The sequence below is a fragment of the Methylobacterium sp. EM32 genome (genome assembly GCF_040593685.1).
Taxonomy (GTDB): domain Bacteria; phylum Pseudomonadota; class Alphaproteobacteria; order Rhizobiales; family Beijerinckiaceae; genus Methylobacterium.
Genome location: NZ_JBEXZS010000134.1, coordinates 1 through 12147, shown reverse-complemented (window position 1 = coordinate 12147; position 12147 = coordinate 1). Strand labels below are relative to the sequence as shown.

General features: G+C 70.3%; 9 protein-coding genes. 2 read left to right on the top strand and 7 right to left on the bottom strand.

All coding sequences use genetic code 11. The features are described from left to right. The 7 genes from ABZT49_RS17460 to ABZT49_RS17430 all read right to left on the bottom strand — a co-directional run. The coding region (locus ABZT49_RS17460; RefSeq protein ID WP_407943522.1) for a CHASE domain-containing protein at window positions 1-1272 on the bottom strand (1272 nt) is incomplete at its 3' end. 523 nt (window positions 1273-1795) lie between these two features. Then, a complete protein-coding gene (locus ABZT49_RS17455; protein ID WP_355287499.1) occupies window positions 1796-4120 on the bottom strand; it encodes a Tex family protein in 2325 nt (774 codons plus the stop codon). Window positions 4121-4198: 78 nt separating this feature from the next. Next, a complete protein-coding gene (locus tag ABZT49_RS17450; RefSeq protein ID WP_355287497.1) occupies window positions 4199-4627 on the bottom strand; it encodes a hypothetical protein in 429 nt (142 codons plus the stop codon). A 182-nt stretch (window positions 4628-4809) separates the two neighbouring features. After that, the gene (locus tag ABZT49_RS17445) at window positions 4810-5781 is read right to left on the bottom strand and encodes a DMT family transporter (protein WP_355287495.1); all 972 of its coding nucleotides are present in this window, start codon (window positions 5779-5781) and stop codon (window positions 4810-4812) included. Window positions 5782-6074: 293 nt separating this feature from the next. Next, window positions 6075-6293 (bottom strand): YbdD/YjiX family protein, encoded by a 219-nt coding sequence (locus ABZT49_RS17440; protein WP_355287493.1) that lies wholly within the window; start codon window positions 6291-6293, stop codon window positions 6075-6077. A gap of 4 nt (window positions 6294-6297) precedes the next feature. Beyond that, window positions 6298-8361 (bottom strand): carbon starvation CstA family protein, encoded by a 2064-nt coding sequence (locus tag ABZT49_RS17435; RefSeq protein WP_355287492.1) that lies wholly within the window; start codon window positions 8359-8361, stop codon window positions 6298-6300. 380 nt (window positions 8362-8741) lie between these two features. Continuing rightward, window positions 8742-9407 carry a response regulator transcription factor gene (locus ABZT49_RS17430; RefSeq protein ID WP_093569523.1) on the bottom strand — a complete coding sequence of 222 codons (666 nt, stop codon included), beginning with the start codon at window positions 9405-9407 and terminating at the stop codon, window positions 8742-8744. A gap of 599 nt (window positions 9408-10006) precedes the next feature. On the opposite strand from ABZT49_RS17430, the gene ABZT49_RS17425 reads away from it, so the two are divergent. Further along, window positions 10007-11194 (top strand): FIST N-terminal domain-containing protein, encoded by a 1188-nt coding sequence (locus ABZT49_RS17425; protein ID WP_355287503.1) that lies wholly within the window; start codon window positions 10007-10009, stop codon window positions 11192-11194. A 95-nt stretch (window positions 11195-11289) separates the two neighbouring features. Beyond that, window positions 11290-12147: HAMP domain-containing sensor histidine kinase (locus ABZT49_RS17420; protein ID WP_355287501.1), on the top strand; the 858-nt coding region annotated here is incomplete at its 3' end.

The following is a 12147-nucleotide window of genomic DNA, read 5'->3' as shown; positions in this document are numbered from 1 at the left end:
CAGCGAGCCCGAGATGCCGGCGAGCAGGTTGTTGAAGTCGTGGGCGAGGCCGCCGGTGAGCTGGCCCACCGCCTCCATCTTCTGCGACTGGCGCAGGACCTCCTCGATGCGGGCGCGCTCCTCGCCGGCCTGCCGCAGGCTCTCGGCCGCGTCCCGCAGGTCGCGCGTCCGTTCCTCGACCCGGGCCTCCAGGGAGGCGTTGAGGCGGCGGATCTCGTCCTGCGTGCGGCGCTGCCGGAACGCCGCGAAGGCGAGCAGGGCGCTGGCGAGGAGGCCGCCGCCGCAGACGAGCCCGATCTCCGGCAGCGCCGAGGCGCGCCGGGCCGAGACGCGCTGCTCGAACACCACCGTCCAGGTGCGGCCGCCCAGCTCGATCGTCGCCTCGCGCGTGAGGCGGCCGGGCGTCGTGTTCGGCGCCCCCGTGGAGCGGTGCAGCAGCGTCGCCTCGCCGGGGGCGCCGTCGTAGATGGCGAAGGCGGCATCCTCCTCGGCCTCCGCCGCCACGATGCTGTTGAACAGGTCGTCGGCCCGGAAGGCGCCGAAGACGAATCCGAGGTAGCGCCGCCGACGCTCGTCGAGGTCGGGCGGGACGGTGCCGCCGGCATAGACCGGCATGGCGACCAGGAAGCCGGCCTGCTTGTTCGCGTCGATCTCCTGCACGAGCTGGATCCGCGCCGAGGCGGCCGGCTGGCCGCTGTCGCGCGCGCGCTCGACCATGTCGCGGCGGACCGGATCGGACATCACGTCGTAGCCGATCGCGGCCTGGTTGCGCGGATTCGGCGGCTCGGCGAACAGGATCGGGCTGAGCACGGGATAGTCGCTCGGCGGGCGCACGCGAAAATCCGGCACGCCCAACGCAGCGGCCCGGGCGGCGAACCGCTCGCGCTCGGAGGCCGGAATCGCCGGCGTGAAGCCGATGCCGAGGAAGCCGGGATACAGTTCCTGGAACTCGATCCGCTGCACGTAGGCGCGGAACTCGGCCAGCGTGACGGTGTCGCTTTTGGCGGCGAACAGGCCGGCTCCGCCCCGCAGGAGGGCGGTGTAGGTCCGGAACTGGTCCTCGACTGTGCGCAGTTCGATGTCGGTGGCGTGAAGGAAGGTCAGCCGGTCGCGCAGGCTCCCGGCCCGCCACATCAGGGCGGTGCTGAGACCCGTCGCGAGCAGGCCCGCGACCAGGATCGCGTGCGGGATCCACCGCGCCGCCCGCGGCGGCCGGGGGATCGGGGGGGCCGTCGTCTCGACACGGCCTTGCTTCGGGGAACGGTCGTGCAAGGGACGTTCGTGCAAGCGAGAAGCGGGCAGTGGCGGGCGCGCCCATGATGGCGCCGCCAGGGCGGTTTTGCGAGCCGTCGAACGGGGATCAGACGGCCGGACGTTCGTGGGACCGGCGTCGCGAGGGTTGGCCGGTCACGCCGGGCCCGGCCTGAGGAAAGGGTGCGGGCAGGCCGCAAGGCGCGGCCCGGGCAGGGAGAGGAAGGGACGTCTCAAGGATGCCTCCCGGATCGGCCGCGCTCAACTCGAAGCTCTGCCGTTCCGTTCCCAGTCTCGCCCCACGATGGTTGCGGGATCCTTACGGCACCTGGGCGCCGGCCGGGCGCAGGATCGTCGGATTTCGCGGGACACGGCAGGAGCGCGCGGAGGGATCGGGCAAGTCGCCGCTGTGGCTTACGGATCGGTCGACCAGGTTGGCGTCCGTATGCGGCAAATCAAAGACCTGGAGCAGTGTCGTGGACCGTGCTGCCACGCGATCGGGCGCTGCGCTAACGAGCGCATCCGTGCGAGGCAAGAGCCCCCGTCAGCGCCGCGTCCCGCGATCGAGCCCCGCCTTGCGCAGGGCGTCGGCCAGCGCCCCACCGCCCGCCGGCTCCTCGCGGCGTCCTTGCGGGCGCGGCGCGTCCCGCCGGGGCGCGTCGCGATGCTGGCCGCCTTGCTCCCGCGGCGGCCTTGCGCCGACCTCGTCGTCGAGGCGCATCGTCAGCGAGATGCGCTTGCGCGGGGCATCGACCTCCAGGACCTTCACCCGCACCACGTCGCCGGGCTTCACCACCGCCCGCGGGTCCTTCACGAAGGTCTTGGACAGGGCCGAGATGTGGACGAGCCCGTCCTGGTGCACGCCGATATCGACGAAGGCCCCGAAGGCCGCGACATTGGTCACCACCCCCTCCAGCACCATGCCGGGCTTCAGGTCGCCGATCGTCTCGACGCCCTCCTGGAAGGTCGCGGTCTTGAAGGTCGGGCGCGGGTCGCGGCCGGGTTTTTCCAGTTCGGCGATGATGTCGGTGACGGTCGGCAGGCCGAAGGTCTCGTCGGTAAAGGTTTTGGGGTTCAGGCCCTTCAGCACCGTGCCGTTGCCGATCACTGCCTTGATGTCGCTCTTCGTCGCCTGGAGGATGCGGCGCACCACTGGATAGGCCTCCGGGTGCACGCCCGACGCGTCGAGCGGGTCGTCGCCGTTCTGGATCCGCAGGAAGCCCGCCGACAACTCGAACGCCTTCGGCCCGAGCCCCGCGACCTTCTTCAGCCCCGAGCGGCTGCGGAACGGTCCGTTGCTGTCGCGGTGGCTGACGATGTTCTGCGCCACCCGCTCGCTCAAGCCCGACACCCGGGCGAGAAGCGGGCCCGATGCCGTGTTGACGTCGACCCCGACGCCGTTCACGCAATCCTCCACCACCGCGTCGAGGGAGCGCGACAGCTTCCCCTCCGCCAGGTCGTGCTGGTACTGCCCGACGCCGATCGCCTTCGGCTCGATCTTCACCAGCTCCGCCAGCGGGTCCTGCAGGCGCCGGGCGATCGAGACCGCACCGCGCAACGACACGTCGAGGCCCGGCAGTTCCGCGCTGGCATAGGCCGAGGCCGAGTAGACCGAGGCGCCGGCCTCCGACACCATCACCTTGGTGAGCTTGAGCTCCGGCTGCTTGGCGATCAGCTCGGCGGCCAGACGATCGGTCTCGCGCGAGGCGGTGCCGTTGCCGATCGCCACCAGTTCCACGCCGTGGGCCCGGCAGAGCTTCGCCAGCGTCATCAGCGAGCCGGTCCAGTCGCGCCGCGGCTCGTGCGGGTAGATCGTGTCCGTCGCCACCACCTTGCCGGTGGCGTCCACCACCGCGACCTTCACGCCGGTGCGGTAGCCCGGATCGAGGCCGAGCGTCGGCCGGGCGCCGGCGGGGGCGGCGAGGAGCAGGTCGCGCAGGTTGCCGGCGAAGACCCGCACCCCCTCCGTCTCGGCGGCGTCCCAGAGGCGCGCCCGCAGGTCGAGCTCGATCGAGAGCCGGAGCTTGGTGCGCCAGGCGAAGCGCACCGCCTCCATCAGCCAGCGGTCCCCGGGCCGGCCTCGATCCTGGATCCCGGCGGAGAGGGCGATGCGGCCGTCATAGAGCGCCTGCGCGTCGACGCCCTCCGGTGCCTCGTCGAGGCGCAGGTCCAGCACCTCCTCCTTCTCGCCCCGGAACAGGGCCAGCACCCGGTGCGAGGGCAGACGGGTCAGGGGCTCGAAGAAGTCGAAATAATCGGAGAACTTGGCGCCCGCCTGGGCCTTGCCGTCGCGTACCCGCGAGACGAGCTTGCCGCGGGTCCAGAACGCCTCGCGCAACTGCCCGACCAATTCGGCATTCTCGGCGAAGTGCTCGACCAGGATGGAGCGGGCGCCCTCGAGCGCCGCTTCCGGCGTCGCGACGCCCTTGCCCTCGTCGACGAACGGAGCGGCGGCTTTGAGCGGTACCTGGTCGGGGCGGGTGAGCAAAGCCTCGGCCAGCGGCCCGAGGCCGGCCTCGCGGGCGATCTGCGCCTTGGTGCGGCGCTTCGGCTTGAACGGCAGGTAGAGGTCCTCGAGCCGGGCCTTGGTGTCGGCGGCGAGGATCTGACCTTTCAGCGCGTCGTCGAGCTTGCCCTGGCCTTGCACGCTCTCGAGGATCGCGACGCGGCGGGCCTCCAGCTCGCGCAGGTAGCGCAGGCGCTCCTCCAGGGTGCGCAACTGCGCGTCGTCGAGGGTGCCGGTCACTTCCTTGCGGTAGCGGGCGATGAACGGCACCGTCGAGCCGCCGTCCAGAAGCTCCACCGCCGCCTTGACCTGCCACTCTTGCGCGCCGAGTTCGGTGGCGATGCGCTGGGTGATGCTGGACATGACGACTCCGCGATTCGGGGGCGACGGGGAGGCGTGTCCTTAGAGGGGTTGAGGACGTGTTGGAAGGGCGGCGCCGGATCAGGCGGTCGGGGCGCCCGATGTCGCCGCGGCGCGCCTACACGCGCGCAAGCTCCACCCGTCGCGCTCCTCGCGGGTGAACACGGCGCAAATCGTGATCTGGGAGAGCGCGATCACCGGCAGGCACAGCACGGCCGTGACGACGGACGTGCTGTAGCCATCCGGCAAGCGCCAGAGCGGGGCACCCTGCATCACCGCGTAGATCAAGCTGAAGTGACTGCCGATGAGCCAGCCGAGGCGCTGGTCGCTCGTGAAGCGCCGCTCGACCGGGCGGAGCAGGCTCACGAAGACCATCGTCGACCAGGCCGCCAGCCCTGCCGCCAGGGGCACGATGGCCGGATCCAGAGTCCCGACGAGCGCCACCTGCATGATCTCGTAGAGGACGACGCTGATGGCGTTCGAGACGAGCAGGATGAGGAAATGGGCCACGTCATCCTCCGGGAACGATCTCTCGGTACGAAGGGGATCAGCTCTCGAGATGATGTTGCGGTATTGCCCTTGGGTCAAGGACGAGGTCTGCGGGTTCGGCGACAGACATAATCAGAAAAACAGGCGGCCGGCATGAGCCGGCCGCCTGGGAGGATCGATGCGACGGTGGTCGGGAAGGCCCTTCAGCGCACCCCACCCGCCGGCAGCACTCCGGTCGGGGCAGGCACCCGGCGCATCCGCTCGCGGTGGGCGGTGTAGAGGCCGCTGCCGCAGATCACCAGCACGCCGAGGCCCATATAGGCGTCCGGCACCGTGCCGAAGAACAGGAAGCCGAGGAGGCCGGCCCAGATGATCTGGCTGTAGGAGAACGGAACCAGGGTCGAGGCCGGGGCGTGGCGGTAGGCGATGGTGACGATCCAGTGCCCGGCGGTGGAGATGAAGCCGATCGCGGCGCCGATCGCGACCTGGTCGAGGTTCGGGGTCTCCCAGACGAAGGGCACTAAGCCTGACAGGATCACGAAGCCGACGATGGCCGACCAGGTCATGGTGGTCTGCGGCGCGTCGTAGCCGTTGATCTTGCGGGTGACGACGAGGGCGGCGGCCCAGAACAGGGCGGAGACGATGGGCAGCAGGGCGGCGGTCTGGAACGCGCTGGTGCCCGGCCGCACGATGATCAGCACGCCGAGCAAGCCGACGAGGGCGGCGGCCCAGCGCCGGGCACCGACCTTCTCGCCGAGCACCGGGATCGACAGGGCGGTGACGAAGATCGGCGACACGAAGGCGATCGCCGTGATCTCGGCCACCGGCAGGGTGCGCAGGCCGGCGAGGAACAGCAGCGAGGAGCCGACGAGGGCGACGCCGCGCACCACCTGCAGGCCCGGCCGGGCGCTGCGGAATGGCGAGGCGCCGCGCTTGAGATGCGCCCGCACCACGGCCGCCGCCAGCATCACGGCGAGGAAGCCGACATAGCGCAGCCACGCCACCTCGATCCCGGAGAGCTGCCCGGTGAGGTACTTGGCGGTCGCGTCGGAGCTCGACAGGAAGACGGTGGAGACCACCACCAGCACGATGCCGCGCAGCGGCTGATCGCCGAGCAGGGCCGGCAAGGCCGGGCGGGCGGAGGGGACGGCGACGGGGAGTGTCAGGGTGGCCACGGGGCTAACGGCGTGTGCGGATGAGGGACCCCATCTGTAGCACCGCCCCGGTCAGCTCAGCCGTGCCGATTGCGCGCCGCCGCCATGCTGTCCGATCAGCCCTAGTTAAGGCACGCTTTACCGGATCGTGTTGGGGCAGCGGCGACTTGCGACGTCCCTGCCATCATCCCGCCGCAAGCGTTACGGGTGTAACCTGAAAGACTCGTGAACGCCTTTCGTCTTTGCCGGAACCGGATCCGGCATTGCGTGTTGTTTCGCCCGCGCAGGATTAAAGCCCTGCGCGGGCGGGACTGTCAGCAGCAGCGGAAGCCGCCGCGGCCGCCGACGCCGAACCGGGCGTTCTGGCGCTCGCGGAAGAACTCCGTCGGGGTCATCGGCTGCTGGTCGGGATGGGTCTTGCGGATATGGGCGACGTAGGTGTCATAGTTGCCCTGGCCGACCATCAGCCGCGCCCCGTCGCAGACGCAGCGCGTCAGGGTCGTCCAGCGCTCGCGCAAGGTCTCGGTGCCCATCGGCTCACTCCGCCGCCGCCGGCACCGCCCGCGGATCCGCCTCGACGGCGGTCCAGCGGTCGGCCCGGTAGGCCTTGAGGCAGGCCTGGACGCCGAAGGCGATGATCGCCACCACGACGCCGACGAAGACCAGCGCCAGCACCGCGTCGACGCGGTCGTTGAAGATGATCTGGCGCATCTGGTCGGCGCTCTTGGCCGGCGCCAGCACCTTGTTCTCGGCGAGCGCGGTGGCGTAGCGGTCGGCATGCGCCAGGAAGCCCACCCGCGGATCGGCGGAGAAGACCTTCTGCAGGCCGGCGGTCAGGGTGCAGGCGACGAGCCACAGCGTCGGCACGATGGTGACGAGGGCGTAGCGCTCCCGCTTCATCTTGAAGATGACCACGGTGCAGAGCGTCAGCGCGATCGCCGCCAGCATCTGGTTCGAGATGCCGAAGAGCGGCCACAGGGTGTTCACGCCGCCGAGCGGGTCGGTCACGCCCTGGTAGAGGAAGAAGCCCCAGGCCGCGACGCAGAGACCCGTCGCCACGATGCTCGGGCCCCAGGACGACGTGTCCTTGAAGGCCGGCACCGCGACGCCGATCAGGTCCTGGAGCATGAAGCGCCCGGCCCGCGTCCCGGCATCGACGGCGGTGAGGATGAACAGGGCCTCGAACAGGATGGCGAAGTGGTACCAGAACGCCATCATCGCCTTGCCGCCGATGACGTTCGAGATGATGTGGGCCATGCCGACCGCCAGCGTCGGCGCGCCGCCGGCCCGCGAGATCACGGTGTGCTCGCCGACGTCGGACGCCGTCTGCTTGATGGTGTCGGCGGAGATCGGGAAGCCCATGGCGGTGACCGCCGTCGACGCGCTCTCGGCCGTGGTGCCGACGACCGCCGCCGGCGAGTTCATGGTGAAGTACACGCCCGGATCGATGACGCTGGCGGCGACGAGCGCCATCACGGCAACGAAGGATTCCATCAGCATGCCGCCATAGCCGATGAAGCGGGCATTGACCTCGTTGTCGATCAGCTTCGGCGTCGTGCCCGACGAGATCAGGCTGTGGAAGCCCGAGACCGCGCCGCAGGCGATGGTGATGAACAGGAACGGGAACAGCGAGCCCGACCAGACCGGCCCGGTGCCGTCGACGAACTTCGTCACCGCCGGCATCTGGAGATGTGGCGCCAGCACCAGGATGCCGAGCGCGAGGCCGACGATGGTGCCGATCTTGAGGAAGGTCGAGAGGTAGTCGCGCGGCGCCAGCAGCAGCCAGACCGGCAGGATCGAGGCGACGAAGCCGTAGCCGATGAGCATCCAGCACAGCTGCGTGCCGGTGAAGGTGAACATCGCCGCCAGCGTCGGGTCGTTGGCGACGTTCTGGCCGAAGACGATCGCCGCCATCAGCAGCACGAAGCCGAGGATCGAGACCTCGCCGATGCGGCCCGGGCGGATCCAGCGCGAGTAGACGCCCATCAGCAGCGCGATCGGGATCGTCGCCATCACCGTGAAGGTGCCCCACGGGCTCTCGGCCAGCGCCTTGACGACGATCAAGGCCAGCACCGCCAGGATGATGACCATGATCAGGAAGGCGCCGAACAACGCGACGACGCCCGGGATCGTGCCGAGCTCGGTCCGGATCAGCTCGCCGAGCGAGCGGCCGTCGCGGCGCATCGAGACGAACAGCACCATGAAGTCTTGCACGGCGCCGGCCAGCACCACGCCGGAGAGGATCCAGAGCAGGCCCGGCAGGTAGCCCATCTGGGCGGCCAGCACCGGGCCGACCAGCGGGCCGGCGCCCGCGATCGCCGCGAAATGGTGGCCGAACAGGACGTACTTGTCGGTCGGGACGTAATCGAGCCCGTCATTGTGGCGCACGGCCGGGGTCTGGCGGGTCGGGTCGAGCCGCATGATGCGGTCGGCGATGTAGAGCGAGTAGTAGCGGTAGGCGATCAGGTAGACCGAGACCGCCGCGACGACGATCCAGAGGGCGTTGATGCTCTCGCCGCGCTGCGTCGCCACGACGGCGAGGGCGGCGGCCCCGAGCGCGCCCACGAGGGCCCAGGGTCCGTGTTTCCGGACGGCTGTCATGCGGTTTCCTCCCGGCTACGCCGCCGGGCTGAAAACGGGCTTCGGCGGCTTCCTTCGACTTTCGGGTAAAGGAAACGCCGGGGGCTGCCAATGCGGCGGCGAGTCGGGGACGCTGGGGAAGGATTAGACTTTCGTCGTAAGGATGGATGAGGGGCGGTTCAAGCTCGTGACGGAAAGCTCTCACACCCTCCATCGTCATCCCGGGGCCGCGCAGAGGAACCCGGGATCCATCAACGCTGACGATGCAGGACGAGGTGGAACGGGATGATCTTCCTTCTACGAGGTCGGCGGTGATGGATCCCGGGTTCTCGCCTGTGGCGAGCCCCGGGATGACGTCGAGCGGTGTCGAGGTGGATGCGTTTTGATTGAACGTTCTTCGATCAACTCGACGGCAACCCCGCCAGAATATGATCGTAATCCAGGTTCGCCGTCTCGATGACGATCTGGGTCCGGCTGATGACGCCGAGCTTGCGCAGGATCTCCGAGACGTGGGCCTTCACGGTCGAGTCGCCGACGCCGAGCTCGTGGGCGATCTGCTTGTTGAGCTTGCCCTGGCGGATCATCAGGAGGACCCGGACCTGCTGCGGGGTCAGTTCGGCGATGCGCTCGGCGATCGGCGCCTTGCCGGGCTTGCGGCCGGGCGCTTCCGCCGGGCCGGTCACGCCCTCGGGCACGAACACCGCGCCGTTGAGCACGTCGGTGATGGCGCGGATCAGCACCGGCTTGCCGGCGGCCTTGGGCACGAAGCCGGCGGCGCCGTGGGCGAGCGCCTCGCGCACGATGCGCGGATCGTCGAGGCCCGAGACGACCAGCACCGGGATGCGCGGGAAGCGGGTGCGGATCGCGATCAGCCCGTCGAACCCGTTGACGCCCTGCATCGTGAGGTCGAGCAGCGTCAGGTCGATCGAGCGGCCGCGGGACAGGGCCGCGCAGGCGCTCTCGATGCCGTCCGCCTCCTCGACCTCGGCGGCCGGGAAGGCGAGGCGGACCGCGCTGCTCAGGGCATCGCGGAACAACGGGTGATCGTCGACGATGATCAGGTGCATGTCCGACCCCTCCGCGACGGGCGTCGGTGCTCCGTCCGGCCGTGGAAGAGACACCCCAGGGGCCGGACCGGTCAATCCCACCATCGCAGCGGATCATCCTCTCGCCGGCGCGGGACCGCACGGAAGGCCGCACGGCACGCGCACTCGCAAATCGAGTGCAGCAACGCTGCCGCACCCATAAGTCGAAGAAAGGGTTAGCATGCGGGTCCCTCAGCAGCCACCATGCTTTGGTATGGATCCTCCGTATCCTCTCCGCCCTGCACATTGGTCCAATGGTGGCCGGCGCCACCCCGGTCCTATCGTCGTGCGACCTCGGCGGCCGAAGGACCTCCTCACCGCGGAGCGGGTGGGAGCGGACAATGGCATCTGGCGGCGGCGTCGCGTGGGGCGGCGTGGCCGCTGATCGCGGGGGCGATCGCCCGTCCGTTCCCCAGCGCAGGCGTGGCCGCCGCACCGGCCGCGCCTGCGCACCCTTGACGCCTTTGTTGCCAGCCGCATCCCCGCGCCGCATAATGGCGGCAATGCCGCAACGGAGCCGGCAACACGGGAGGGACCGCTTGGTGCTGGACACCTTGGCGCGGGCAGACTCGGCGCGAGCCATGCCGGGCAAGGAACCGAGTAAGGGGCTGGGCGAGGACACGCGCACGCGCTCGCATCGCTGCGGCATCCAGACCGCCTGGACCGAGGCGGCCGGGGCCGAGGCCGCCGTGGCGGCGCTCGCCGCCTCTCTCGACATCGCCCGCATCGCCCATCTCGTCATCTTCTTCTCGCCGGTCTACGGGGTCGAGGCGCTGAACGCGGCGCTCGCCCGCGCCTTCCCGGGCGTGCGGGTCGCCGGCTGCACCTCGTCCGGCGAGATCAGCCCGATGGCCGGGCTCGACCGCGGCCTCGTGGCGATCGCCTTCCCGCACGAGGGCTTCCGCATCGCCTCGACGGTGCTGGAGGCGGTCGACCACCTCGACGCCGAGCGCGCCGCCGCCTCGATCCGCGCATTGCGCTGCGCCCACGAGCGGATCTCCCGCGGCGGGCAGCGGTTCGCGATCTCGCTCATCGACGGCCTCGCCAATGCCGAGGAGACGGTGATCGCCGCCATCGGCTACGGGCTCGACGGGGTTCCGCTCGTCGGCGGCTCGGCCGGCGACGAGCTGACCTTCTCCGAGACGGCGCTGATCCATGACGGGCAGGTGCATCGCCGGGCCGCGATCCTGCTGCTGATCGAGTCAGATTTCCCGGTCGAGATCTTCAAGAACGACAATTTCGAGCCGACCAGCGTCAAGTTCGTGGTCACCGACACCGACCACGAGCAGCGCACCGTGCGCGAGCTCAACGCCGAGCCGGCGGCGGTCGAGTACGCCAACGCGCTCGGCCTCGATCCCGACGCGCTCACTCCCACGAGCTTTGCGGCGCACCCCCTCGTGGTGCGGGTCGGCGGCGATTATTTCTGCCGCTCGATCCGCCACCTCAACCCGGACCAGTCCCTGAGCTTCCACTGCGCCATCGAGAGCGGCGTGGTGCTGACGCTGGCGCGCCAGAAGGACCTGGTCGAGGCGACTCGGGAGGAGCTGGCCCGGCTCGACGCGCGGCTCGGCGGCGTCGACCTGGTGATCGGCTTCGAATGCGTGCTGCGGCGCCTCGACGCCGAGATCCACCAGGTCCGCCACAGCATCGCCGACCTCTACCGGCACTACAACGTCGTCGGCTTCGAGACCTACGGCGAGCAGTACCGCTCGATGCACCTGAACCAGACCTTCACGGGCATCGCCATCGGCCGGCCCGCCGGCCCGTGAGCGGCGCGGACGAGGCGAGGAGCGGGGAGGCGGCCGAGGACGTCGCGGCGCTCCACCGCCGCATCGCCAAGCTGGAGCGCATCAACGCCGCCCTGATGTCCCAGGTCGAGCGCACGATGGACCAGCGCGGCAGCGCCTACTCGCTGTTCCAGACCGCCATCACCCTGGAGGGCCAGGTCCGCTCCCGCACCGAGGAGCTGACGGCGCTGATGCGCAGCCTCGAGCGCTCGAACCTGGACCTGACCGCCGCCAAGGAGGAGGCCGAGCGGGCCAACCGCTCGAAGACCCGCTTCCTCGCCGCGGCGAGCCACGACCTGCTCCAGCCCCTCAACGCCGCGCGGCTGTCGATCTCGGCGCTCGCCGACATGCGGGTGGGGCCCGAGGCGCGGACCATCGTCGGCCAGGTCGAGCGCGGCCTGCAGACGATCGAGGACCTGATCAAGACGCTGCTCGACATCTCGAAGCTCGATGCCGGGCTGATCCAGCCGGTGGTGCGGCCCGTGCTCGTCGCCGACGTGCTGGAGAGCATCGAGGCGAGCTTCGGGCCGCTCGCGGCGCGCAAGGGCCTGCGCCTGTCGGTGCGCGGCGGCCGGGCCTGGGTGGCGAGCGACCTCGTGCTGCTCCAGCGCATCCTGCAGAACCTGGTCTCGAACGCGATCCGCTATACCGCCGCCGGCGGCGTGCTGGTGGCGGCGAGGACGCGGGGCCCCGAGATCCGCATCGACGTGGTCGATTCCGGCGCCGGCATCCCGGCCGACGAGCAGGACCTGATCTTCGAGGAATTTCACCGCGGCGGACGCGAGAGCGTCGACGGCGAGATCGCGCTCGGCCTCGGCCTGTCGATCGTACGCCGCTCGGCCCAGGCCCTCGGGCATCGCCTGAGCCTCGAATCCCGGGTCGGCCACGGCTCGCGCTTCAGCCTGCACCTCACCCCCTGCGCCCCCGAGCCGCCC